Origin of the sequence: Spirulina major PCC 6313 (genome assembly GCF_001890765.1) — a bacterium.
In the GTDB taxonomy this organism is placed as follows: domain Bacteria; phylum Cyanobacteriota; class Cyanobacteriia; order Cyanobacteriales; family Spirulinaceae; genus Spirulina; species Spirulina major.
This window is the reverse complement of record NZ_KV878783.1, coordinates 959,447-984,269: the sequence shown is the minus strand read 5'-3', so window position 1 is coordinate 984,269 and position 24,823 is coordinate 959,447. Positions and strand designations below refer to the sequence as shown.

General features: G+C 53.2%; 17 protein-coding genes, 1 tRNA gene and 1 other RNA gene. 10 read left to right on the top strand and 9 right to left on the bottom strand.

Translation table 11 applies throughout. From position 1 onward, the window contains the following. Window positions 1–62 precede the first annotated feature (62 nt). From SPI6313_RS04330 to SPI6313_RS04315, 4 genes are all read left to right on the top strand, one after another. Window positions 63–1,658 (top strand): glycoside hydrolase family 57 protein, encoded by a 1,596-nt coding sequence (locus tag SPI6313_RS04330; RefSeq protein WP_072619889.1) that lies wholly within the window; start codon window positions 63–65, stop codon window positions 1,656–1,658. Between the two features lie 686 nt (window positions 1,659–2,344). Then, on the top strand, window positions 2,345–2,992 hold the full coding sequence (pdxH, locus tag SPI6313_RS04325) for a pyridoxamine 5'-phosphate oxidase (RefSeq protein WP_072619888.1): 648 nt from the start codon (window positions 2,345–2,347) through the stop codon (window positions 2,990–2,992). A 135-nt stretch (window positions 2,993–3,127) separates the two neighbouring features. After that, window positions 3,128–3,736, top strand: a complete 609-nt coding sequence (locus tag SPI6313_RS04320) for a VWA domain-containing protein (RefSeq protein ID WP_072622995.1) — start codon at window positions 3,128–3,130, stop codon at window positions 3,734–3,736. A gap of 155 nt (window positions 3,737–3,891) precedes the next feature. Further along, entirely contained in the window at window positions 3,892–5,238 is a 1,347-nt protein-coding gene (locus tag SPI6313_RS04315) for a TIGR03279 family radical SAM protein (RefSeq protein ID WP_072619887.1), read from the top strand. A 486-nt stretch (window positions 5,239–5,724) separates the two neighbouring features. On the opposite strand, the gene SPI6313_RS04310 is transcribed toward SPI6313_RS04315, so the two are convergent. Then, window positions 5,725–7,308: an AMP-binding protein gene (locus SPI6313_RS04310; protein ID WP_072619886.1), complete on the bottom strand. Its 1,584-nt coding sequence runs from the start codon at window positions 7,306–7,308 to the stop codon at window positions 5,725–5,727. Beyond that, the gene (locus SPI6313_RS04305) at window positions 7,305–7,802 is read right to left on the bottom strand and encodes a GAF domain-containing protein (protein ID WP_072619885.1); all 498 of its coding nucleotides are present in this window, start codon (window positions 7,800–7,802) and stop codon (window positions 7,305–7,307) included. The genes SPI6313_RS04310 and SPI6313_RS04305 overlap by 4 nt, the downstream gene beginning before the upstream one ends. Window positions 7,803–7,953: 151 nt before the next feature. Between SPI6313_RS04305 and SPI6313_RS04300 the strand changes: the two genes are divergently transcribed. Continuing rightward, a complete protein-coding gene (locus SPI6313_RS04300; protein WP_072619884.1) occupies window positions 7,954–8,766 on the top strand; it encodes an EI24 domain-containing protein in 813 nt (270 codons plus the stop codon). 179 nt (window positions 8,767–8,945) lie between these two features. On the opposite strand, the gene psbM is transcribed toward SPI6313_RS04300, so the two are convergent. The 3 genes from psbM to SPI6313_RS04285 form a co-directional block, all read right to left on the bottom strand. Further along, on the bottom strand, window positions 8,946–9,056 hold the full coding sequence (gene psbM / locus SPI6313_RS04295; RefSeq protein ID WP_072619883.1) for a photosystem II reaction center protein PsbM: 111 nt from the start codon (window positions 9,054–9,056) through the stop codon (window positions 8,946–8,948). Window positions 9,057–9,115: 59 nt separating this feature from the next. Continuing rightward, a complete protein-coding gene (locus SPI6313_RS04290) occupies window positions 9,116–9,427 on the bottom strand; it encodes a 2Fe-2S iron-sulfur cluster-binding protein (RefSeq protein WP_072619882.1) in 312 nt (103 codons plus the stop codon). Between the two features lie 291 nt (window positions 9,428–9,718). Next, a complete protein-coding gene (locus tag SPI6313_RS04285) occupies window positions 9,719–11,911 on the bottom strand; it encodes a TolC family protein (RefSeq protein WP_084668889.1) in 2,193 nt (730 codons plus the stop codon). Between the two features lie 391 nt (window positions 11,912–12,302). On the opposite strand from SPI6313_RS04285, the gene SPI6313_RS04280 reads away from it, so the two are divergent. Further along, window positions 12,303–14,372, top strand: coding sequence for an S-layer homology domain-containing protein (locus tag SPI6313_RS04280; protein ID WP_281248353.1), 2,070 nt, complete (start codon window positions 12,303–12,305; stop codon window positions 14,370–14,372). Window positions 14,373–14,691: 319 nt separating this feature from the next. Here SPI6313_RS04280 and SPI6313_RS04275 read toward each other — a convergent pair whose 3' ends face one another. Next, window positions 14,692–15,378: a hypothetical protein gene (locus tag SPI6313_RS04275; protein WP_139276514.1), complete on the bottom strand. Its 687-nt coding sequence runs from the start codon at window positions 15,376–15,378 to the stop codon at window positions 14,692–14,694. A 126-nt stretch (window positions 15,379–15,504) separates the two neighbouring features. Next, window positions 15,505–15,692: non-coding RNA, 6S RNA (gene ssrS / locus SPI6313_RS04270), on the bottom strand. Between the two features lie 124 nt (window positions 15,693–15,816). Here ssrS and SPI6313_RS04265 point away from each other — a divergent pair. After that, window positions 15,817–15,901 (top strand) — tRNA-Leu (locus SPI6313_RS04265). A 1,069-nt stretch (window positions 15,902–16,970) separates the two neighbouring features. Here SPI6313_RS04265 and cas12k read toward each other — a convergent pair. Then, on the bottom strand, window positions 16,971–18,854 hold the full coding sequence (gene cas12k / locus SPI6313_RS04260; protein ID WP_072619878.1) for a type V CRISPR-associated protein Cas12k: 1,884 nt from the start codon (window positions 18,852–18,854) through the stop codon (window positions 16,971–16,973). A gap of 67 nt (window positions 18,855–18,921) precedes the next feature. Between cas12k and SPI6313_RS04255 the strand changes: the two genes are divergently transcribed. The 3 genes from SPI6313_RS04255 (at window position 18,922) to SPI6313_RS04245 (ending at window position 23,553) form a co-directional block, all read left to right on the top strand. Then, the gene (locus SPI6313_RS04255; protein ID WP_072619877.1) at window positions 18,922–19,353 is read left to right on the top strand and encodes a MerR family transcriptional regulator; all 432 of its coding nucleotides are present in this window, start codon (window positions 18,922–18,924) and stop codon (window positions 19,351–19,353) included. A 164-nt stretch (window positions 19,354–19,517) separates the two neighbouring features. Then, window positions 19,518–22,247, top strand: coding sequence for a type I restriction-modification system subunit M (locus SPI6313_RS04250; protein WP_072619876.1), 2,730 nt, complete (start codon window positions 19,518–19,520; stop codon window positions 22,245–22,247). Continuing rightward, window positions 22,240–23,553, top strand: coding sequence for a restriction endonuclease subunit S (locus SPI6313_RS04245; RefSeq protein ID WP_072619875.1), 1,314 nt, complete (start codon window positions 22,240–22,242; stop codon window positions 23,551–23,553). Before SPI6313_RS04250 ends, SPI6313_RS04245 begins: the two co-directional genes overlap by 8 nt. 60 nt (window positions 23,554–23,613) lie before the next feature. Here the strand turns inward: SPI6313_RS04245 and SPI6313_RS04240 are convergent, their stop codons facing one another. Beyond that, the gene (locus SPI6313_RS04240; RefSeq protein WP_072619874.1) at window positions 23,614–24,807 is read right to left on the bottom strand and encodes an ImmA/IrrE family metallo-endopeptidase; all 1,194 of its coding nucleotides are present in this window, start codon (window positions 24,805–24,807) and stop codon (window positions 23,614–23,616) included. Between the last annotated feature and the right edge of the window lie 16 nt (window positions 24,808–24,823).

The window sequence follows — 24,823 nt, the reverse complement described above, 5'->3', positions numbered from 1 at the left end:
ACAGGGGTTGCATCCCTAGTCTTTTCGCACCACTCTCCTGATCCACCCTCCCTAAAACGCCCATGGCTCTCGGCTATCTTGCCCTCGTTCTCCACGCCCATCTACCCTTTGTTCGCCATCCAGAGAGCGATTATGTCCTTGAAGAGGAATGGCTCTTTGAAGCCATTACCGAAACCTATATTCCGTTGCTCAATATGTTCTCTGGGCTGAAGCGGGATGGGGTGGACTTCAAAATGACCATGAGCCTGACACCGCCGCTGGTGTCGATGTTACAAGATCCTCTGCTCCAAGATCGCTACATCAATCACCTCGAACTACTGCAAGAACTCGCGGAAAAAGAAGTAGATCGCAACCGCCACAATGGTCACCTCCGCTATCTCGCAGAGCATTACGTTGAAGAATTTGCTACGGTGCGGCGTACCTGGGACGCTTACCAAGGGGATCTCGTGGCGGCGTTTAAGGGGTTTCTCGACAGTGGCAATTTAGACATCATTACCTGTGGGGCGACCCATGGGTATTTCCCGTTGATGAAAATGTACCCCCAAGCGGTGTGGGCCCAGATTAAGGTGGCGTGCGATCACTATGAGGCGACCTTTGGCCGGCCGCCCAATGGGATGTGGTTGCCCGAATGTGCCTACTATAACGGGGTGGAGCGGTTATTGGCGGATGCGGGGCTGCGCTATTTTCTCACCGATGGCCATGGGGTGATCTATGCGCGGCCGCGGCCACGGTTTGGCACCTACGCGCCGATTTTTACGGAGACGGGGGTGGCGGTGTTTGGCCGGGATCAGGAATCGTCCCAGCAGGTGTGGTCGTCGGAGGTGGGCTATCCGGGTGATCCGGAGTATCGGGAGTTTTATAAAGATATTGGCTGGGAGGCGGAATATGAGTACATTAAGCCCTATGTGATGCCCAATGGCCAGCGGAAAAATGTGGGGATTAAGTATCACAAGATTACGCACCGGGGGGCGGGGCTGAGTGAGAAGGCTTTGTATGACCCCTATTGGGCGAAGGAAAAGGCGGCGGAGCACGCGGGGAATTTTATGTTTAACCGGGTGAATCAGATTCAACATCTGGAGGGGATTATGCAGCGATCGCCCCTCGTCATGTCGCCCTATGATGCGGAGTTGTTCGGCCATTGGTGGTATGAGGGGCCATGGTTTTTGGATTATCTGTTCCGGAAGAGTTGGTTTGATCAGTCTACCTATGCGCTGACCCATCTATCGGAATATTTACAAAAAGAACCCCATCAACAGGTGTGCCGTCCGGCCCAATCCAGTTGGGGCTTTCAAGGCTTCCATGAGTTTTGGCTCAATCAAACCAATGCCTGGATTTATCCCCATTTGCACAAGGCGGCGGAGCGGATGATTGAACTGGGGGGACGCGAACCGGCTGATGAGTTGCAGGAGCGGGCGTTAAACCAGGCGGCGCGGGAATTGTTGTTGGCGCAGTCGTCGGATTGGGCGTTTATTATGCGGACGGGGACGATGGTTCCCTATGCGGAGCGGCGGACGAAGTCGCATTTGATGCGCTTCACGAAGATCTATGAGGATCTGCAAAAGGAACAGGTGGATGCGGGCTGGCTGGAAAAGGTGGAGGCGATCGATAATATTTTCCCGCAGATTGATTATCGGGCCTATCGGGCCTATTCGCTCTAGACCGGAATGCCAGGGGGCGATCGCACCTCAATCCCACGGAGATCCCCCTTGAGATCAACGCTGAACGATACGCCTGAACTGAGTGCAGTTAGGGCAGCGAGTTAGGGCAGCGAGTTAGACAACAGCGAGCTAGACAGAGTGAGTTAGACAGAGTGAGTTAGACCGCAGCGAACTAGACAGAGTGAGTTAGACAGAGTGAGTTAGACCGCAGCGAGCTAGACAGAGTGAGTTAGACAGAGTGAGTTAGACCGCAGCGAGCTAGAAGCTCGCACTACAGAGGCTCATGTGATGGTAGTGTGAGCCTCTGGCTCACTGACTCTCTAATTACAGAGGCTCATGTGATGGTAGTGTGAGCCTCTGGCTCACTGACTCTCTAATTACAGAGGCTCATGTGATGGTAGTGTGAGCCTCTGGCTCACTGACCCTCTAATTACAGAGGCTCATGTGATGGTAGTGTGAGCCTCTGGCTCACTGACTCTCTAATTACAGAGGCTCATGTGATGGTAGTGTGAGCCTCTGGCTCACTGACCCTCTAACTCTTTTGGAATTATTTTTCCTTGGGCCTCAAATGTGCGTCGGAGTTAGGGTAGCGAGCTAGAAGCTCGCACTACAGAGGCAGCGACGCTGTGCTGATCCTTGCGTCAAACTAGGTATAACGTTGCTTTGAAGCATTGAAAGGAGCCATGATGACGAATTATTCTGCGGCGGATCTGCGGTTGAACTATACCCGTGGGGGGCTATTGGAATCAGAAGCGGGGGATGATCCGTTTGCTCTGTTCCAAACCTGGTTTACCCAGGCGATCGAGGCTGAGTTACCAGAACCCAACGCGATGACCTTAACGACGGTGACCCCAGGGGGGCGACCATCGGCGCGAATGGTTCTCCTCAAAGGGTTTGATGGGGCGAGTTTTGTGTTTTATACGAATTACACCAGCGAGAAGGGGGAGCATTTGGCGGCGAATCCGTGGGCGGCGTTGGTGTTTTGGTGGGCGGCGTTGGAGCGACAGGTGCGGATTGAGGGGGCAGTGGAGCGGGTCAGTGGGGCGGAGTCGGATGAGTATTTCCACAGTCGGCCGGTGGGGTCGCGGTTGGGGGCTTGGGCTTCGCCCCAGAGTCAGGTGGTGCGCGATCGCACCCACCTCGAAACCCGCTTACAGGCACTCGAAGCGGAGTACCGCGATCGCCCCATTCCCCGCCCGCCCCATTGGGGAGGTTTTCGCGTCATCCCCGACCGGATCGAATTTTGGCAGGGTCGTCCTAGTCGCCTCCACGATCGCCTCCGCTATCAACGGCAGGAGGATGGATCGTGGCAGCGCGATCGCCTCGCTCCCTAAGCGGTCAAACTTGGCGAAATCCTGATCAAAACCTAGAATTTTGACCCCCTAGCCCACAGGATTCGATAGGCTAAGGACACTTAAAGATTTGCACACCCATCCGAGGAGATTGATTCGACCGTGGCGAATAACTCGATTGTTGAACAGCGGGATTACACCCTGATCATCGATAAAAGTGGCAGCATGTCCACTCAGGATCAGCCGGGCGGGAAGAGTCGTTGGCAAGCCGTCCAAGAATCGACCCTGGCCCTGGCCCAGAAATGCGAGGAGCTTGATCCTGATGGCATTACCGTCTACCTGTTTTCCGGACGCTTTAAACGCTACGACAACGTCACCAGCGATAAAGTATCTCAAGTCTTTGCCGAACATGACCCCATGGGCAAGACTGACCTTGCGACTGTCCTCTACGATGCGTTGACGAATTACTTTGAGCGGAAAGAAGCGGGCCAAACCCAGCCCAATGGTGAAACCATTATCGTGATCACCGACGGTGAACCGGACGATCGCAAATCCGTGATGCGGTTAATCATTGAAGCCTCGCGCAAAATTGACCGGGATGAAGAACTGGGTATTTCTTTGATCCAAGTGGGGCGGGACAAACTCGCCACTCAATTTTTAGCAGCCCTTGATGATCAACTCGAAAACGCGGGGGCGAAGTTCGACATTGTGAATACTGTCAAAATCACCGATGTGGAAGAGGGAATGCCCTTAGTGGATGTGCTACTGAATGCGTTGATCTCTTAGTTGATTGCTCCGGCGATCGCGCCCTGATGGTATCGGTTGCAGTGAGGGGAAGCGAGGACGGGATCACCTTGCCTCCTCTTGCTTGCATTGTTGGGTGTCTGCGCTGAGCGAGAGTCGAGCGTTATCATGGAAGATGCTTTTTTGTGCGAGTGGTTATGAGTGTTCCGTCCCTGCGTCCGGCCAAAATTAGTCGCGTCCTGCCTGATTCGATTGGGGCGGAGATTGGCTTTGAGGTGGGGGATGCGATCGCTTCGATTAACGGCATTCAACCCCGCGACCTGATCGATTATCAATACCTCTGTGCCGATGAAGTCCTTGCCCTCGAAGTCCTCGATGCCCAGGGCAAACGCCACGCCATCGAAATCGAAAAAGACTACGATGATGACCTGGGCCTAGAGTTTGAAACGGCGCTGTTTGATGGGTTGATTCAATGTAATAATCGCTGCCCCTTTTGCTTCATCGACCAACAGCCCCCCGGCAAACGGGAAAGCCTCTATTACAAAGACGATGACTATCGCCTCAGTTTTCTCTACGGTAGCTACCTCACCCTAACCAATCTCACTACGCGAGAATGGGAGCGCATCGAACAGATGCGCCTGTCGCCGCTCTATGTGTCGGTTCATGCCACCGCCCCGGAAGTGCGATCGCGCCTACTGAAAAACGATCGCGCCGGTCAAATCCTCGACCAACTGCGCTGGTTTCAAGCCCGCCGCCTCCAAATTCACGCCCAAGTCGTCGTCTGTCCCGGCATCAACGACGGCGCACAATTAGAACGCACCCTGCGCGACCTGGCCCAGTTCCACAGCGGCGAAATTCCTGCCGTTCTCTCTGCCGCCGTCGTCCCCGTGGGCTTAACCCGCTTTCGCCCCGATGCCGACGAACTCACCCCCGTCAGCCGTGCCCACGCCCAAACGGTAATCCCCCAAGTCCAAGCCCTCCAAGCGGAATTTAAAGCGACCCTCGGCAGCACCTTCGCCTGGCTCGCCGATGAATGGTTTCTCATTGCCCAAACCGACCTCCCCCCAGAATCCCATTACGAGGACTATCCCCAAATCGGCAACGGGGTCGGCTCGATTCGGCAGTTTATTCACGAGTTTGAAACGGCTTGCGATCGCCTCCTCCCGTCCCAAATTCCCACCCCAAAAACCTGGCTCTGGGTCGTAGGTAACGCCGTCGAACATGCGTTTCAGCCCCTCGTTACCCGCCTCAACCAAGTCGAGAATCTCACCGTGGAACTCGTCCCCCTCCGCAGCGACTATTGGGGCCAAGACATCACCGTGACGGGACTCCTCACCGGCCAAGACTTGATCACCGGCCTGCGCGATCGCACCACCCCTGGTCAAATTCTCCTCCCCTCGGTGATGCTCAAACACGACGACACCCGCTTTCTAGATGACCTCACCGTGGCGGATGTGGCGCAAACCCTCGGACGTGCGATCGTGCCCGTGGCCGGCATTGACGCTTTATTAAAAACCCTCACCTCTCATTCAGCAGCGGCGTGAGCGACCAAGATTCGCCTGCTCCCCTTGAAAACGCCAAAATTCAGGTTAAGACGAACAATGTACGTAATAAAAAGTTAGTAAGCTGATCAGCATCTAAATTGCATTGACTAAGTTACCTTTATTGTTAATATTCCGATGCCACTTAATCACTAGTTCTGCCTCATTTAGTAATTTATGTGGGTCTTCTGGATAGACGGTGATAATAAGGAAAAGCTATCACAAAAAGCAAGATAAGAAGCGTCTGTGCATATTGGGTCTTCCGAGTTTAGGGTGAGAGAAACATAATTCTGAATCGTTTTCAAATTGCTGATCCCAAGCCTGGGCATCAAATTCAGCAAATCAAGCTCGAAACGCAGCAAGGTCTTCCGGCGAGAGTTGTTGAATGATGCGTTCTAGGTCGTGTAGGGTGCTTATGGCAAAAGGTTGATGGCAAAAGGTTGATGACGGTTGAAGGCTGGTTGTATTGAGGTGCAGCAGGCGCAATTGCTACCCTCTATCACTATGCCATTGTTCTGAAATAGGCAGGGATAAATGTTGATAGAGGCGGCGATAGTCGATTTTGGCGTGGTGGCGGGGTTCGACGGGGAGGCGGGGGATGGGGATGATCCGATCGCACTGCGCCCAGGTTAATTGCTCGGCCAGGGTAGCGCGGAGGTTGTGCCACCGGGGGCCGCGTCGATGGGCGCGATCGCACTGCACATAGAGCAACCGTTGCCCCTGCCATCCCACCACCGCCGATCGCACCACCGCCGGATGTTCATTGACCACCGCCTCCACCGCCCAAGGATACAACCGGCCCCGCTCATCCTCAATTAACCCGACCCGCCGCCCCAATAACCACAACCGCCCAGTGCGATCGCAATACCCCAAATCCCCCGTCCGATGCCACCGCTGGCCCGCGAGGCTGAACTGTTGCGGCTCCGGCCGGGGGATGAGGTGGGGAGCCGTGACGAGGATTTCGCCGGGTTGGCCGGGGGGGAGGGTGTGGGCGGTGAATGCGGCGGGGGTGCTGGGGTTGGGGGCGTGGGGGTTCAGGATCGCTACGGTGAGACTGGGGACGGGATGACCGACTAGGAGGCCGTGGCCGCTGTGGGTTTGGTGATAATCGCCCTCGGTGATGTCTGCGTAGGGTTGGGTGGCGATGGGTTCGGCCTCCGTTGCGCCGTAGACGAGGGTGATCTGGGCGTGGGGGGCGATCGCCTGGAGATGATCAAGGCAACGGAACGAGACCGGAGCACCGCCGATGAAGAGTTGACGGAGGTGGGGGAGAGTGGTGCGATCGCGCTGGGCGGCGTTGATTAGGGTCGTGAACATAGTAGGGGAAGCGATCAACCGGTGGATCTGCTGTTGCTGAATCACTCGCAGCAGGGCACGACCGGACAGTTTAGCGAGCGATCGCACCGGAAAAGGCGGCAAAACCAGCGTCCCCCCGGCGGCAAGATGGACAAGACCAAAGAGGGGCAGGATCGCCAACTCGCGATCGCCCGGTTGACTGTGGAGAATGGGGGCGAGGGCTTCCCCTTGGGCGCGGAGTTGGTGATGGGTGCGGTGGATCAGTTTGGGCGGGCCGGTGCTGCCACTGGTGAGGGAAATTAGGGCCACCGCGTCAGGATCGGGGGCGGGATTGACGACGGGCGGGCGGGGCGATCGCAACCCCTGCCAGAGTCGCCCCGCCCAACCGCCCACGGGAATTTTGATCGGAATGCGGCGCAACGTGGGCGATCTCAGCCCTAGCACCATCAACCCCAAGCCACTGGCCAACCAGGCGCGGGGTTGCAGTGCCTCGCAAGCGGCAGCGATCGCCGCTGCTCCCACCGCTGGATTGATCGCCACCACCACCGCCCCCCGCTGCCACAGGGCCGCGAGGATTAGATAGAGCGGCAGACCTACGGGAACCATGAGCACGACGCGATCGCCGGGCATGATCCCTGCCTGGGCGAAGCGTTGACCCCATTGCTCGCTCTGCTGCTCCCATTGCTGGAACGTGAGGCGTGTTCCTTGGGCTGCGTGGATTGCGATCGCATCAGGCGTATGGCAGGCCCAAGCGTGCAACCGCTCCCGGAAGATCATCGGTGCGTCTGACGAATCGCGGCGGTATTGGCAATGATGCGCGCACTGGCCTGCATGGCGGCAATTTCCCCCGTCTGCCAGGAACGAGGGGCCTGATCATGGGCAATTAATAACCCCCACAGATCATCCGGAATCAACACGGGTACAACCAAATTCGCCCGCACCCGCAGCCCCCGCAAAAACTCACGGTGACAGTCTGCCAGCGGTTCAACTTCAATATCCGCAACGGCCCGCGTGCGACCCTCAAAATATTGCTGGGCATAGGTGTCATTAAAGCAATCATCCCCTCCCACCGACCCCAAGATGGACAGTTGCGGCGATCGCAATGCTTCAAACGTCACCTGTCCATGCCATTGTTGGTAAAAGTAATAGAGCACGATGCGATCGCAATCCAGACTCGCCCGCAACTCATCCATCGTGGTCTGGAGCAAGGTGTCATGGTGCAGTTTTTGGGTCAGATTATTGAGCAAGCGGCGCAGCTTTGGGTCAGGCATGCAACAGTGATCAAGATTTACGGCCAATCTTTTTATAGCATTGCACCTTGAGACCGTGGGGCTTAACGAGGGAATGGATCGGAAAACCCCCTTCACTGAAACGTCCCACACCGCCTAAGATAGGCAGGGTTAGGCGTTGAGGAACTCAGGTATGATCCGGGGATTAGTGGCGGGAACGACCTATCCAGTACGGGCCCTGCGATTGTTGATGCGATCGCCCCGCCTGTTACAGTTTTTTGCGATTCCCGTGTTTGTCAATATTGTGGTGGGCATCGCCCTCTATGCCGGTTTGCTCTTGCCCGCTTGGTCTGGGCTAGATTGGGCGGCGCTGGAACTCAATCAGCAGGTGGATCTGTGGACGGCGAACCTGCCGGCCTGGCTCGGTGTGATCGATTGGATCTTAGTGGGTTTGGCGGGAGTAGTGAAAGGGGTCTTAACCGTGGCATTGCTGCTGTTGACCGGCTTTCTGTTGTTGCAATTTGGCACGCTGATCGGCGCTCCCTGGTATGGGCGACTCTCCGAGGAAATTGAGCGATCGCGCCTCGGCAGTGCCACCGTGATTGATGTGGGCATCGTGCGCGACATTGGCCGGGCGTTGCTGTTTGAAGTCAAAAAAATCGTTCTTTGGAGTAGTTGTGCGATCGCTCTGCTTCTCCTCAGTTGGATTCCCGGCCTCGGCGGCGTTGTGATTACCATCGGCTGGTTCAGCCTCACTGCATTGATTACCTGCCTCGACTTTCTCGATGGCCCCTCCGAACGCCGCCGCTTCCGCTTTCGCCACAAACTCCGCCTCGTCTTACGAACATTTCCCGCCAGTGGCAGCTTTAGCCTGCTCTGCTGTCTGCTGATTAGCGTGCCCTTGGTGAACCTGTTGACGATTCCCCTCTGTGTCGCATCCGGGACGCTGTTTTGGTGCGATCGCATCGCCCCCAGCCTGCCCCCCAGCGATGCCCCCAATGAATAATCGCACTGCCCCATCAGGGAGTGCGATCAAGTGGCTCAGGATGATCTAATAAATGAGATTGTCTTGATGGTGAAATAAGCATCAATTCGGGCAAACTCTTGGGGTAAACAATACCCCCTCAGCCATTGCCCTAGCAACCGAGTTCTGCCCGAACGACTGAATCCGTTCTAGAACAGGACTTAACCCTTGCTCTTTTGACTTGCCGTCTGAATATACAGAATCAGCAAGAAAACGGTCGGAACGAGCACAAACATTAATGTGGCTACAAACCCTAAATCGTTTACCTGCATATAACCTTAGCCCTTGCGGAAATCGACACCCCTAGAATATCATTCCTCGGCATCAACTCTCATTGCGGCTTCGTCCGCACCGTCACCGGCCCATTCACCAAAGTTTGGCACGCCAGGCGATAGGTGTCCGGCTTTTTCTTCAGTTTCTTCTGTTCGGTCTCCGTGCGTTCCGACAGATTATTCATCCCCGATAGCACCTCGACAATACAAGTCCCGCATTGGCCCGCGCCGCCACAGTTGGTCAATTTACCCCGCAACGTATAGAGATCCACTCGATTTTCCAACGCCTTTTGGCGCAAATTGGCACCATCTGCCGCAATTACATCCTGCTTGAGATCTTGTTTTTCGTTGATAAAGGTAATGTCAGCCATTCGTTCTCCTGTTCCGGACAGTGATAATGTACGCGCATCAATCATCGGTGATGCCCCGAACCGCAGCCGTAGCACTGGTTGACTGACAAAATTAGCCAGATCCCGGCAAGCCCTCACCCTCGCCCTCATCCTAGGGGAGAGGGAACTGGAACAATGGATCGGCTCCCCTCGCCCTCTGGCAGAGGGGTCGGGGGTGAGGGCTATCCAGTCAGTCAAACAGGCCGTTGCGATCCGGGTTGCTTTCATTTTATGAAGAAATGCTAACTTTTTTAAAGTTTTTTGCAATCTTCCCTAGGGCAGATCAAACAAACGGTTATCCGGCACATTGCTCACCGCCCGTTGCAACGCGGCGATCGAGCGATTGTAGGTGACGATCGCCGTCAACAAATTGCCCCGCGCCCGCGTTAGTTCCGTTTGCGCATCGATCACATCCGTCTGTGTCCCTACCCCAGCTTGGAAGCGAAGCCGGGCCAGGCGTAAGCTTTCTTCGGCCAGTTGCACCGCTTCGCTTGCCGTTTGGATATTTTGTTGGTTGGCAATTGAGTTTTCGTAGGCGGTTTCCACCTCCAGGCGGATTGTATTGCGCTGTTCTTCAAACGCCACTTCCGCCAGTTCAATGTCAATCTCTTCCCCTCGGCGGCGGGCGCGGGCGGCTCCCCCATCAAAAAAGCGCCATTGCACCCGCGCCCCGACGCTGTAACCATCGGCCAAGCCTTGGTCGTCGTCGAGTTGGTCGAGGAGGTTGTAGTTGGCAAACAGACTCACCTGGGGACGCACGGCCGCGAGGGCAACGGTGCGCTGGGCTTCGTTGATTTCCCGTTGAATCAGTTGTTGTTCGAGTTCAGCCCGATTGCGATAGGCCAAAACGATGGTTTCTTCGAGGGACAGTTCCCAGGGTTGAACGGTGTCGATTTCGTCGGCAATGGTGACGTTGACCTGCTGACCCAGGGCCAGCACCTGAACGAGTTGCCGTTGGGCGATCTTTTGCTCGGCGTTAGCTTGGGTGAGCGCCTGCTGACTATTGGCTAAATCCACCTGGGCGCGAATTACATCAAAGCGCGTCCCTAATCCGGCTTGCTGCAACAGTTCAGCATCGCGGAGGGTTTGCAGGGCTTGATCGACGGCTTGTTCTTCAATGCCAACCCGTTGATCGCGCTCTTGGAGTTGATAGTAGGCGTTGGTGGTGTCGAGGTGGATCTGTTCGGTGAGTCGCTCGACTTCGAGTTGGTTGATGCGAATGCGGTGTTCGGCCTCGCGAATCAGGGCGGTGGTGCGGCCGCCGTCGAAGAGGTTGTAGTTGACTTCTACATCGGCGTTGAGGCTGTCGCTGGTGGAGTCGTTATTGCCTAGGGCTTGGCTCAAGGCTCCGGCGGCTTCCCGTTGCAGTTCACCGGATGCGGAACTGGTGCGGGTGAGGTTCAAGCTGCCGTCAACGGTGGGTAAGCGTCCGGCTTTGGCTTCTTCGAGGGTGGTGTAGGCGCGATCGAGGTTGAGGCGGGCGGTTTGGAGGTCGGTGTTGTTGCGTCGGGCGAGGGCGATCGCTTCCTGAAGCGTAATCGGCTGGGTGATGTCGATGGTGACTTCATCGGCTTCGGTGGGAAAGAGGAGCGGGTTTTGGCTGGGGTTGAGGTAGTCAGGGGTCGAGACAGCCTGAAGATTGTCAGGGCCGATCAATTGGGCGGATGCGCCCGGATCGGGGAGGGTCTGCACGGGTTCGGGGGCCACAGCCGGGGCTTCAGCCGGATCTTCGGCTGGCTCAAGAAGAATGTCGTCCGTTGTCCCGAAGGGAGCGTCCTCGTCGAAAGGAGCTTCTGGGGGGGGGAACTCAAATGTATCGCTGGGGGGAACCGCTTCGGCCGGATCATCGGCAGGGTCAATGGTGGGATCGCTCTGGGCGATGGGGGTAGCGGTGGACAGGGCGAGATCATCCGGGGTTTGGGTGGGGGCGATCGCGTCTGGTGTCGTGATTGGGGCGATCGCCCCATTATCCGCTGCTCGGAGGGGATCAGCGATCGCAATCCCGATCTCACTCATGGCGCGGCGGGGGATGAGCACTGATGACTCTGGTTCTGCGGGGGGCGTGAGGGCGATCGCGTCGAGATCGCCCGGCTTATTCTGTTTGCGAACCACCACAGAATCGCCCCAAGCGGTATCATCAGCCTGCCAGCTTGTGGCCAACTGTGACGGCAGTGGGGTCATGTCCGGGGTGGGGGACGTGATGCGATCGCGCCTTTCGTCATCCGGTAACACCGGACTCGGTGCTTTCGCGAGTTTGTCTATATTCGGTTCATCTGGGGTCGAAGACAAGGGCGAGTCCGGAGCAGTATCAACCTCTACGGCAGGCGGAACTATGGCAGCATCGGGATTCGGAGCAGATGCTGACGACCGAAACGGAAAGACCGCTTGAGCCGAAGCCGGTAAACCATAGCCCAGTGCAATAACAGCCCCGGCACTAACAACAACGAGAGGACGAAACTTGAGCATTGATAATCTTAGCTTGAGAGTTCGTAAACAGGACGCGCACGCAGCAGCACAGCTTAATCTTAGTGACTGACGGTTACGATAACAATTTTTAGGGTCATTTGTGCGTCTAGGACGCTACATTGGAAAATTTAGTTCGAGGGTTGGAGTTGCAGCGGTCTAATCCTAGGAATCGGAGGGATTTTCGAGGCGATCGCCCCATTTTTTCACTCCTACGTGTCTGTGAATGGGGAATCTCCAGTTATCCAAGCAGTGTTAGCTGGATGAGCGTCAAAGCCCGAAAATACCCTGTCCCTTTGGCCGTTCCTGAACGGTATTTTCTTAGGTTTGATTTGCGATGGGGGCGACATCCTAGGGGATACTGTGTCTTGTGATGTTGTGCTGAAGAATGCCCATGACTACGTTTTATGTTGATCCGGTTCACGGCAGCGATCGCAACAAAGGCGATCGCACCCATCCCTTTCGCACCCTCACCTACAGCCTGCGGCAAACCCAGCACAATGATATTGTCACCCTCTTGCCCGGTCTCTACAGCCCCGCCAGCGGCGAATCCTTCCCCATCGCCATCCCCGCCGGGGTGATCGTCGTCGGCCAAGAGCGCAACCACGGCGAAAACATCGAAATCCAAGGCGGCAACCTCTACGACAGCCCCACCTTCCGCCAGCAAAACATCACGATTTTATTCAGCGATCGCCCCTCCCCCCCCGCGCAACTCCGGGGCATCACCGTCAGCAACCCCAACCCCAAAGGCATCGGCATTTGGATCGAATCCAGCGCCCCAATCATCACCAACACCACCATCACCCGTTGCCGTCTTGCCGGAGTTGCCGTCACCGGCACGAGCAAACCGAAAATTCAAGACAACTACATCCTCAACAACGGCTCGGCCGGAATTTTTCTCCGCCGCAACGCCAAGGGCGAACTAACCCGCAACCGTTGCCACGCCACCGGCTACGGCATCACCCTCAGCGATGACAGTGCGCCCCTAGTCGCAGACAACACCTGCACCAAAAATCAAGTGGGGGTGTATCTTTCCCATCGGGTGCAACCGGTGTTGCGCCGCAATCGCATCGAAGACAATACCACCGTTGGGCTGATGGTGAAGGAATTAGCCCGCCCGGATTTAGGACATCCCCAAGACCCCGCCCGCAACATCTTCCGCAACAATGGCCGGGCCGATGTGCAGAACGACACGGATCAAGCTTTGGTGTTATCCGGTAATCAGGTGGAGCGCGATCGCATCCAAGGCCCCGCCGACTTACCCCCGATCCAAGTCCAACAGGGCAGCTTAGGCCCGTCCCTGTTTCGGGATATTGCCGACCATTGGGCCGCCCCCTTCATTGAAGCCTTAATCCGCAAAGACCTGTTGCGGGGCTTTCCCGATGGCACGTTTCGGCCCGATGGGGCATTAACCCGCGCTGAATATGCCGCCTTGATTGCGAAATCCTTTGATCTGCCCCGTCAGTTGGGAACGCGGCGCAGTTTTCGGGATGTGGAAGAGAGTTTTTGGGGGGCAGAGGCGATCGCTAAAGCCGCCCAGATGGGTTTTATCGCTGGCTATGAAGATGGCACGTTTCGACCGCAACAGAATTTGACGCGGGTGCAGGCGATCGTGTCGTTGGTGAATGGTTTGGGATTAGCCGGGGCGAATTTAGATAGCTTAATGGCCTATCGCGATCGCGCCCTCATCCCCAGCTATGCCACGGCAGCAGTGGCGATCGCCACCGAAAAACGCCTGATCGCCACCCATCCCGACCCCCGCGAACTCCACCCGATGCGCGAAATCAACCGCGCCGAAATCGCCGCCTTTCTCTATCAATCCCTCGTCACCATCGGCCAAGCCCCGCCCCTCTTCTCCTCCTACCTCGTTGATCCAGACCCCTATCTCCCCACCTTCATCGACATCACTGGCCATTGGGCCGAACCCTTCCTCCGTCGCCTCACCAGCTTGGAACTGATCAGCGGCTTCAGCGACGGCAGTTTTCGCCCCGATGCCCCGATCAACCGCGCCCAATACGCCGCCCTCCTCGTCAAACTCTTCAACCCCACCCCGATCCGCCCCGTCACCCAATTTCTCGATGTCCCCGATGACTTTTGGGGCCATGCCGCCATCCAGCAAGCCTATCGCGCCGGGTTTCTCACCGGCTTCCCCGACGGCACATTTCACCCCGACCAACGCCTCCACCGCATCCATGTGATCGTCTCCCTCGCCAGCGGCTTACGGTTGCCAACGGTGGAGGAAACGGAGTGCGATCGCTACCCCGACACCGCCGACATCCCCACCTACGCCCGCGCCGCCGTCGCCAGTGCCACCGCCGCCCGCCTCATCGTCCGTGACCCCCACACCCAAACCCTCGCCCCCAAACAAGATGCCACCCGCGCCGAAACCGCCGTCATGCTCTACCAAGGCCTCATCCACCAAGGAACCATGGCCGCCATCCCCTCCCCCCACATCATCCCCTAACCCCTCAACCCTCACACTTAGGGGAGCGATCGCCTACCATAAACACCAGTTAGTGCAACGCAGCGAGATACCCTCACCCGAAAGGGAGAAGCCGGCAGATGGATTAAGGGTGGATGGGGAAAGGTGAGGTTAAGAACCCCAGAGCCAGGAGCCTGTGAGTGGCGAGACGATAAGGCAGTGAGTCTCCACGACTCGGTATGTAGTGCGTATTTCCATAGAGAATGAAGCCCTAATTGAGTGGGTGCAGCAACAACGCCTGGCAGAAGTGGTGACTTGTGTGAGGGATTGCATAACTGGGATTCACCCTTTTGTCAGTCCATCAGGAGCGGGTAATGTTTGCCTCAATCTTCACACCAAAATCATCACTAGAATTTGGATCAATATAGATCAAAACTGCAATAACAAAACTGTGAGTCGGTAGTTCACCTAATGGCAAATCAAAAGACAGTTGATTCCCTGATGCCTGAACATTAGTTGCTTCATACTGTAGCGAACCTCCCCCATCCGGCTCCCAATACGTTTGAACATCACCATCTTTGGGAGTATAGGATAACGGTTCTGCTAAGATCAAAGTCATCCGTGCTGAATTGAGATTAGCCTTAAATAGAACAGGTACACTACAAGTGTTGCCATCAAAGATTCCCTCTTTTCTAATCGCATCGGCGGCTAGGTACACTGTCTGAATTTCTACAGGTGGAGATGACTTACTTCCTGTGGATTCAAAGATTACCTCAAGGAGATTATCCATAATTAAAATATCCTCTTCATATGAGCTGTTTACATCGAAATTATATAGCGATTTCTGCTGAGATGAGATACACATCAGAAGATTTAAACCCATGAACAAGGGGCTTAAGCCCCCTGCATCTGTACCGCATAAATAGCAATCCATGTTTTCCGTCATCGTGAGCATTGATGCGACGGAAAACCAAGGCGATCGCCCCACCTTCAAGTCATGAGTCCACACAGCCGACCACTGACTCCATGGCACCAAACCAGAGGACATAATCAAGTCTGCGCAACAGGTCTAATTATGTCACCCTCTCCTCAGCTTTACCCTCATGCTTGATGCCACTCCGATCTACCCTCAGAACGTGAAAAAGTCCCTATTACAGGGACTTCTCACATCAAGTCATTCACCGCTGCGCCGTTTTACCTCAGCTTTTGACCTGGAAAATTCCAGGTGGGTGTCGAAGCTCAGCGTCTTTTAAGTTTCCGGGTACAAGCCCGGTTTACTGCAACGCGAGCGCATAGACTCCCAAGTAGTGCAAGCATAGATCAAATAAACGATATTGGCAGTCACCAACGCAGTAGCAAACGCCCTCCCATCATAAACAATTCAACCCATCGGAGCGCAAGAGGCAGATTGATTAGATTTTCTGAGGGTTCTGTTCCATGCAGTGGCCGCCATTTGCTGCTAAACTAGAACCCTGTCACTGCTCTTGGGGGTGTGGCGGAATGGTAGACGCTGCGGACTTAAAATCCGTTGTCCGTAAAAAGACGTGTGGGTTCAAGTCCCACCACCCCCATCGTTTCAGAGTTTTCTGAGTTGTTCTGACGGTGTTGCCCACATGTCGATTGACTAATTATTTGTCATCGTTGTCAAATTGATGTCATCTTGACAAATTATTTGTCACCACTTTTACGAACCTTCCATACATTCAGAGCAAGTTTGTTGTGTAATCTTGCATTGCACTAAAGTAGGGGACGGTGGGACTTGCTTTCAATCCACCCAATTCTTGTATTACTCTTTCAACCTAATCCCACCTTGGGATGGTTTCAGCAACCAATCTCACTAGGGCAAACATCTCCGAGGCAAACCTCTTTCAATCCATCCCAACGTGGGATGGTCATTGAAACTCTCCAGAAGATATCGTGAACACGCAAGATGCTGTCTCTTTCAATCCATCCCAACGTGGGATGGTCATTGAAACGATATTTCGGTGGAGAGAGGGTATCAGTATGGAAATCTTTCAATCCATCCCAACGTGGGATGGTCATTGAAACTCAGGAAGGGAGTGTTCCCGGAAAAGGAGTGCCTCTTTCAATCCATCCCAACGTGGGATGGTCATTGAAACCGCTCCCTGGTGAAGCCTTATCCAGACTGCTTTCCCACCTCAGTTTTGGCAGATCTGCCGGAAACGTCGCTGTTGGCTTTGGGTTAACTGCCCTGAAAGACCAGATCAAAAGCCTAGAAAGCAGATTGAGAAAGGGGTTTCCCATTTTGGCGAACCTCTTGGGGATTTTGACCCCGCTTCGTATACGCCAGAAATGAGAAGATTGGGGTGGATTCCCCCTTGGTCGGGGGTGATTCGGTAGCCATCACTGTGGTAAACCCACACTCTTATTGCTGGGAGCGCACCGACCTCGTAAAATGAAGGCACAAGCGTTTCATTTCTCAAGTTAATCATTTCTGCTATTAAGGTGTGCAGAAATCAGCATCAGGGCGGACAGCTACCAGGGCCAGAAAGCACACTTGCTGTCAAACAAGCAAACTAGCCCATATTTTTCGTAGTTCAGCGGTTCTGAAAGAACATGACCTACGGCGCGATTATCTCTATTCTATTGTCAAGGTACGGAAAGTGGCGGATTTCTTTCTTAAGAACTTGCGCGAAGATGATAGGTTGATATGGCTAGCTCCGTCGCTTGCGCTTCTGGACTGCCCCGTACAGGTTGTTTCCCCTCTTCAATCACGACTTGTTGCTGGGTTGCTTTCGACTTGATGCTGTCGATCAATCTACCGTAGCTCCACTGATGGACTTGCACACGATACCGTTTGGCGTATTGCTTTTGTCCTTCGATGTAGCCTGGCACTTTTTCCTCAGCTCTGGCTTGGATTTCGCTTTGGACAATTTCCCGTATATCTTCGAGCTTGGGAACGACGATACTTCCTGCACTTTGACTGTGAGCGAAGGCCACAATGGCTTTTGCTAACAGGCGGTCAATATGTTGTCCTAACTCAGAATCACCAAACTGATCAGTACCAGAGCGTTTTTGGGCTTTGTGGCGTTGGTGAGATTGGGCTTGTTTCTGTTGACGTTGACGGTTGACGAGTTTGTAGTTTTCACCCAAAAGTTGCTTGAGATTGCGGTAGGTGATTGCTTTGCCCGTTGTACCATCTACGACAGCGACGGTTGCAGGCTTGTCGAGTCCGAGAGCAACCCCAACTAGAATATGCGATTGACCGTGATAGAGGGGCTTGCTAGGACGAGGGTAGGGGTTATTGATGCGGTCGAGAGTAGCAGTTTTTCGTTTGATGAAGGCTTGTTGTTTGTCATTGAGATCGCCTTTTTCGTTCATGTTAGTTAAGGTTTTGGCGATGTCTATTGCTTTTTCGGTGCGAACTTCCTCTGTTCCTTCGGCTGACCAGAGGCGTGTGTCGAGAGTACAGCAGAGGGTGATGTGATTGGCTGTCCAGGGTTTATCGTTGCGATCGCTTTCCTGCCAAACAATGCGTCCTGAGCGTAGAGTAAAGAGGCTAGTGGAGTGTTGATTCTTGCTGGTGCGTTTAACTTCTTGGTCTTCATAGAAGCGTTGGAACCATTTGAGCTGGCGTTGATCACAGTAAATTTGGAAGGTATGTTCACTCAAGCCGTTGAAACGGACACAGAGACGACCTTTTTCGTTTTTACTCCAAGTGAGATCTTCGTTGGTTTCGTAGTTGATGGGGTAGGGAACTGCCTTGGTTTTGGTCAAGAGGATGCTTTGCCATACCTTCGTTTGTTGTGCATCCTTTGGGGCGGTATAGGAGGCGGTAAGAAGAGTTTCGAGCCATCGTTCTCCGGTTAAGTCTCGCCCTTTGGGGAGGCTGGCGGTGATTTGATGGATCAGTCGCTCAACCTTGACTTCTGCTTTGCGTCTGCGTTTGGCAAATTTCTTGGGGTCTTCTTCGTGGGTGGGAAGTTTGCCACCGTTTTTGAGGAGGTAGGCGATCGCGCTTTTCACAAACCCATCTTCAGCACCATCGTGCATTTCAAAGAGGCTCTGACGAGGACTTGATTGAGCTTTTGCTTTTTTCGTCTTTACCTTACCCTGCTTCGGCTGAGGGGATTCAAGAGACGCTAAGATTTCGGCTGCCTTGTCGCGGAGAGTATCGAGGGTACAGTGGTTTTCTTCACAAAGTTCTGGGTCACTCTTGAGCATTCCGAGCCAACGTTGTTGCCCTTCGAGTTTGCGTTGTAGCCGTTGCTGGAGTTTGAGCCAAGATTTGTAGATGTATTCAACGAGCGCGATCGCGCTTGAATAAAAACGCCCAGGTTGACCCATGAAGCGGGGGTCTTGTCGCAGGGGGTCACAGAGCTTCTTGACTACGCCAGGGGTAGGTTTTCCCTTTTGTCGCCACTCCTCTAGGTCAGGATGCTGTGCCATTTGTGCCAGCAGTTCGTTGATGAGAGGTGTGTTGCGCTCTGCCATAAGTGTCCACAGGACTTGGCGAGTAGCTTCACTGGCAACGAGGCGACACTGGATTGTAATCTGGCTCATGACAACCAACGTATGTGTTTAATACAAACATGTATGTATTATAGCGGGTTCTTCTAAAATTGAACCCATGGAACAACCATTTTTTAGCAGTCGCGAGGCTGCGGACATTACAGGCTGTACGTTGCGCCAGTTGCAGTATTGGCGGGAGAAGGAGGTGGTCATTCCGACGATTAATGCGACGGGGACAGGACGCAGTATCTACTACTCCCAGGCAAATCTGGTGGAGTTGTCGGTGATGGCCTATTGGCTCTCGCTGGGATTGACGTTTGAGGTGGCGCATGAGAGCTTGATGAAGCTACGGGCAATTGAACCTCGGTTTGTTGAACCGCCCATTGCAAGGCGGTTTATGTTGAAGTGGGAGGAAATGAGAGGAAAATTAGAATTAGTGGAGTTCGATCGTGAAGGTGCGATCGCGTCTCTCGATGCCGGTCAACCTGTCATTCCTGTCTGGTTAGAGCAAATTTATTCAAAATTATCAAATAAAATTAGCCCTAATTAAATTAATAAACCTTATCGCAGAGAGTAAAAACCTTCGCTATATAAGGACTTCAGGAACATCGCGTCTCTCTATCTAGGTCAATCTAGTGTTCTTGTATGCTGCATAGTTTCGGAAGCAGACTGTAACAACTTTTGCCTTAGAATCAAATCAATTTTGCTTAATCAATGAAACTAACGCTTTCCCGCTTATACAATCTGCTGTTGACGGCCTGCGATGATCTACGCGGCAGCATGGATGCCAGCGAGTTCAAAGAGTACATCTTTGGCATGTTGTTCTTAAAGCGGGCGAGTGACCTCTTTGATCAGCGACGGGCTGAGTTGCGTGCAGAGTTCGCGTCCCAGGGCATGGCGATCGCAGATATTGAAGAAGCGTTAGCGGATCACGATAATTATTCTGGAAAATACTTTTACATTCCCTGTAGTGCTCGGTGGAATGAACCTTGGGAAGAAACCGTCACTGAAGACGACGGGACGACCAAGATCATTCACCATCCAGCGTTGAAGCACGTCAAGGAAAACGTTGGTACGACGCTCAATAAAGCTCTGGAGGCCATTGAAGAAGCCAACGTCGATGTTCTGGAGGATGTGCTCAAAGGGATTAACTTCAACCGCAAGATTGGGCAACGAACATTAGATGACGACACGCTGTCTGATTTTTTGCTGAATTTTGAGAAGATCCCCCTGAAAGATAGCGACTTTGAGTTTCCAGATCTGCTGGGGGCGGCCTATGAGTACCTGATCAAGTATTTTGCGGACTCGGCGGGGAAAAAGGCAGGCGAATTTTACACACCGGCTGAAGTGGTGCGAATTTGTGTGGAAATTTGTGACCCCAAAGAGGGGATGCGGGTCTATGACCCTACGGTAGGGTCGGGCGGTATGCTGATTCAGATGCGGGACTACCTGCGGGAAAAGGGAGGCAGTGCCGATGAGCTGGCGCTGTTTGGTCAGGAAAAGATGGGAACCACCTGGTCGATTTGCAAGATGAATATGCTGCTGCACGGCATTTCCCATGCGGATATTCGGCAGGAGGACACGATTCGTGAACCCCAGCATTTGGATGAGAACAACGAGTTGAAACGGTTCGATCGCGTCCTTGCTAATCCGCCGTTTAGCCAGAACTACATCAAGAAAGGCTTGAAATTTGATGGTCGGTTTCCGGTGATGATGCCGGCAAAGGGCAAGAAGGCTGACCTAATGTTTGTGCAGCACATGCTGGCGGTGCTGAAGCATGATGGCCGCATGGCGACGGTGATGCCCCATGGGGTGCTGTTTCGCGGCGGCGAGGAGCGGGAGGCCCGCAAGTACTTCATCGACCACGGCTATCTAGAGGCGGTTATTGGCCTGCCCAGTAACTTGTTTTATGGCACGGGCATTCCGGCCTGCCTGTTGGTGATGAACAAGGTGGGAGCGCAGGAGCGTGACGAGGTGCTGTTTATCAATGCCGATCGCGAGTACCGGGAGGGCAAGGCGCAAAACTTTTTGAGGCCTGAAGACATCGACAAAATTGTCTACGCTTATCGCACGAAGGCAGACATTCCAGCCTATGCGCGGATGGTGCCCCGGTCGGAGATTGTCGGTGAGGAGTACAACTGCAACATTCGCCGCTATGTGGACAATGCCCCGCCGCCGGAACCCCACGATGTGCGGGCGCATCTGCATGGGGGCGTGCCGAAGGTGGAGGTCGATAGCCTGGCGCACTTTTGGCAAAACTATGGGCAACTGCGTGAGGATGCCTTTGTGCCCCGCGATGAGACTTATCTGGACTTTGCCCCAGTGCTAACGAGTAAGCGCGATATTGCCGATTTTGTGGCGACGCATCAGAGCGTCACGACCCGTCACCAGCAGTTTATGCAAACCCTGGCGGAGTGGTGGCAGGCGAACCTGCCGATCGTGGAGGCGCTGGCACCCGATGCGGCGAATCAGGAGGCGCGGCCCCGGAATGTCTACACCCTGCGCAGCGGTCTGCTGGGGAGCATTGAGGCGGCGTTGGTGGATCAGCAGTTGCTGACGGCGTTCCAGGTGCGGGGGGCGTTTGCCAACTATGTGGACGTGCTGAAGGCAGACTTTAAATCGATCGCGGCCAGCGGTTGGGGGCCGGAACTGATTCCGGATGAGGATCTTTTGCAGAGCCAGTTCCCGGAGGTGTTGGCGGAGCTGGAGCAGGCCCAGACGCGACTGGCGGAGTTGCGATCGCTGTTTGCGGCGGCGGATGAGGAGGATTTTGAGGATACGGACGATACGGGGGTTTTGCCCAGTGACGAGGTGAAAAGCCAGAAGGAGGAGCTGAGGCTCCAGACTGCGGCATGGAAGGCGCAACTCAAGCAGGTGAAGGCTTTAGCGGGTAATATTTTCACCGAAATCAAGGCGGTGGGACTGTTACCCTCTGGCGCAAAGAAAGGTTTTTACTGTACGGCAGGTTTGTCTCAGAAAGAGGCGCAATTTGCCAATGGAAATCGCATTTTGGGGTTGGCGATGGAGGTGGGGCAGATCAGTGAGTATGCTATTCCGTTAAAGGAGGCGATCGCGCAGGGGCAGCAGGCTTACCACCGGGCCGCAAGCATTGCCGCAAGTTTGGAACACCATAGGGTTTTGGAGGAGGAAGTCAAAACGCTGCGGGCCAGCATCAAGGCGACGGAGAGTAGCCGCGATGAATTGGTGCAAAGTGCGCGAGAAAAAATCTCAACGGATGAGGCGCGGACGGTGATTATTGAGCGGCTACGGAAATGGCTGATGGAAACCTATGAACGCTATTTACGGGCAGATCAGCGGGCTTGTGTACGGGCAATTGAGAACCTTTGGGAGAAGTATGCGGTGACGGCGAAGGAGATCGAGGCGCAGCGGGATGAGGCGGCACGGGAGTTACATGCGTTTTTGGTGGAGTTGGGGTATGAGTAATGTGACTTTGCCAGATAATTGGAAAACAGTTTCTTTAGGATCTCTCGGTAGATTTTTCCGAGGACAAGGTGGGACTCGTTCTGATGAAAGTGATAACGGTCTTCCTTGTATTCGCTATGGTGATATTTACACGCATCATGATTGCATAGTCAAAAACTTTTGTTCTGCCATCGAACCTGATAGAGCATCTTCATACACACCACTCCAAACTGGTGATGTTATCTTTGCTGGGTCTGGAGAAACATTTGAAGAAATAGGCAAGGCAGCAGCCTATTGTGGTCAAGAGAAGGCTTATGCAGGAGGCGATACACTCATTTTCCGTCCAAGCTCAAGCCTTGATCCTTACTTTGCAGGCTATGCCGTCAATAGTGATTATGCCAACAAGAACAAAGCGAGGTTAGGTCAGGGTAGCTCTGTAATACACATCTCTGCTGAGCATCTAGCTAGCATTCCTTTACAGCTACCTCCAATTAATCAGCAGCAATCTATTGCCGCCACTCTTCAAACAATCGATCGCGCGATCGCCCACACAGAAGCCCTGATCGAGAAATATCAGCAGATTAAGTCAGGGCTGATGCACGACCTGTTTACCCGTGGCATTGGTGCAGATGGTAAGCTGCGATCGCCCCGTGAAGAAGCACCAGAGTTGTATCAGGAGAGCGCGATCGGTTGGATTCCCAAGGATTGGAATTGTATGCCAATTAAACAATATGTTAAATCGGCACAATATGGAATCTCAACAAGTTTAAGTGATGAAGAGGTAGGAATACCTGTTCTGAGAATGAATAATATTCAGGAAAATTCATTTGATGTTTCTGACATCAAATACACAAGTAACCTAGATGCTGACAATCTAAAGATTAAAAATGGAGATGTACTTTATAACCGCACAAATTCAATAGAGCATGTAGGGAAAACAGCCATTTGGCGAGGCGAACTTTCCGAATGTTCTTTTGCTTCTTACTTAGTTCGCATAAATTTGCATGATGACATGATTCTTCCACATTTCTTCTCATATTGGATGAGTCAAGTATCATCCCAAAATGCTTTGAGGCGCTATGCAACACCCGGCGTTCAGCAGGTCAACATTAATCCTACAAATTTACAAAAGATTCTGATATCGTGTCCCCACGATCTTGAAGAGCAACGAAGGATAGTAATAAGAATCGATGGCATTGAACTTAAGCTACAAACGGAGAAGACAACCCTCAATAAGCTTCACAAAGCAAAAGCTGGCTTAATGAACGATTTGCTCACTGGCAAAGTTCCGGTCAACGTTGACGCTGATGAGGAGGATCATGGCTGAACACACCGATCTGCAAGAACTTGATGACTTTCGATAAAAGAAGAAATCTGTCAAGTTTCCTCAAGTAGCCAAAACCTTCACCTGCTCAAGATACTCTCGACTATCATCATCAAGGTTGATCAGATGACTTTGATAATAGGCATTAATCTGCGTTGGAGCATTAGCATTAGGTTCTAGACGCTTCAATGCCGCCATAGCACATCCCCAATTGCCGGTTTGCCAACCATAGTTAAGAATCAGCGCACCCGGATCAAGATTCTGTTCCTTGCCTAAGCGTTGAGCTTTGTTGAAGAGAGTTTTCTGGTTGAGAGTTCTCGCCCAGCGAGGAGAAAAATCCCCAAACAAAAGCTGTGTCGCAAACTGGTTAGCTTCTTCTTCTTCTTCGTCATTTACACCACCCTTAAAGGATTCATCCGACAAAATCCCCTCTTGTAGATGGCTACAAGCGATATGCCCTAACTCATGAGCCAGAATAAAAAGTAGCCAAGCGGAATACTTATGAGAAGAACCGATGATAATAGTAGGTCGATTATCGGTCATAAACACCAAGCCGTCAGACTTGGTAAGTCCGTTATTGCCTTTTCCAAAAAGAGTAGACAAATCAAACTGAATAACTGGAAGCCCACAACTCCAACAAAAATCTAATAAGCTTTCTAAGCTTACACAAGAACCCTTTTGAAGTATTGATTTCCTGATCACTGATGGATTAGCAGGAATAGGTAGATAAGGCAGATCAACAGCCCCAAGAACGATGTTGGCAACACTTGATGCTAGATAGCTAAAAAGCTCTGGCTTTTCTTGCTTTTTCTGCAATTTAAACTTTGCCGCTGGTATTAGCAAAAAACTTAAAGAAAGGTCTAATGAACCTTGAACGTTAATTTCTAAGCGAAGGCGTTTTGCCAAAGCAGTCAAAAGTTTGAATTGTGCTTCTGCATCATTTTCAAAATCACCTCTCCACCAAGAGGGGAAAGCCACACGTTCAATAAAAGATTTGGATAATCCTAATGATTTTAGCTGAGTGACGATATCAGAAAAATTGACTTTTGAAATTTGAGCTAGCGAAACTTCCGCTGGTATCTCATCAAAATTCTCAAGCCAATCTCCCTCGACATCATCAAAATACTTGTGAACTCGATCAACCCCGTGCTCTTGCCAATCCTGCTGATATTGGCGCACGGCACGCAAAGCCGCCCTAGCTTTTTCTAGAGGGTCAGTGCTTTCGCTAAAACTAAAAATGTTGTTTTCGCTAGTCATGACCGATACCGGGCAA

Coding starts and splice junctions, on each gene's coding strand:
- SPI6313_RS04330 (WP_072619889.1), top strand. CDS start 63: ATGGCTCTCGGCTATCTTGCCCTCGTTCTCCACGCCCATCTACCCTTT.
- pdxH (WP_072619888.1), top strand. CDS start 2,345: ATGACGAATTATTCTGCGGCGGATCTGCGGTTGAACTATACCCGTGGG.
- SPI6313_RS04315 (WP_072619887.1), top strand. CDS start 3,892: ATGAGTGTTCCGTCCCTGCGTCCGGCCAAAATTAGTCGCGTCCTGCCT.
- SPI6313_RS04310 (WP_072619886.1), bottom strand. CDS start 7,308: ATGATCTTCCGGGAGCGGTTGCACGCTTGGGCCTGCCATACGCCTGAT.
- SPI6313_RS04305 (WP_072619885.1), bottom strand. CDS start 7,802: ATGCCTGACCCAAAGCTGCGCCGCTTGCTCAATAATCTGACCCAAAAA.
- SPI6313_RS04300 (WP_072619884.1), top strand. CDS start 7,954: ATGATCCGGGGATTAGTGGCGGGAACGACCTATCCAGTACGGGCCCTG.
- psbM (WP_072619883.1), bottom strand. CDS start 9,056: ATGCAGGTAAACGATTTAGGGTTTGTAGCCACATTAATGTTTGTGCTC.
- SPI6313_RS04290 (WP_072619882.1), bottom strand. CDS start 9,427: ATGGCTGACATTACCTTTATCAACGAAAAACAAGATCTCAAGCAGGAT.
- SPI6313_RS04285 (WP_084668889.1), bottom strand. CDS start 11,911: ATGCTCAAGTTTCGTCCTCTCGTTGTTGTTAGTGCCGGGGCTGTTATT.
- SPI6313_RS04280 (WP_281248353.1), top strand. CDS start 12,303: ATGACTACGTTTTATGTTGATCCGGTTCACGGCAGCGATCGCAACAAA.
- SPI6313_RS04275 (WP_139276514.1), bottom strand. CDS start 15,378: ATGTCCTCTGGTTTGGTGCCATGGAGTCAGTGGTCGGCTGTGTGGACT.
- cas12k (WP_072619878.1), bottom strand. CDS start 18,854: ATGAGCCAGATTACAATCCAGTGTCGCCTCGTTGCCAGTGAAGCTACT.
- SPI6313_RS04255 (WP_072619877.1), top strand. CDS start 18,922: ATGGAACAACCATTTTTTAGCAGTCGCGAGGCTGCGGACATTACAGGC.
- SPI6313_RS04250 (WP_072619876.1), top strand. CDS start 19,518: ATGAAACTAACGCTTTCCCGCTTATACAATCTGCTGTTGACGGCCTGC.
- SPI6313_RS04245 (WP_072619875.1), top strand. CDS start 22,240: ATGAGTAATGTGACTTTGCCAGATAATTGGAAAACAGTTTCTTTAGGA.
- SPI6313_RS04240 (WP_072619874.1), bottom strand. CDS start 24,807: ATGACTAGCGAAAACAACATTTTTAGTTTTAGCGAAAGCACTGACCCT.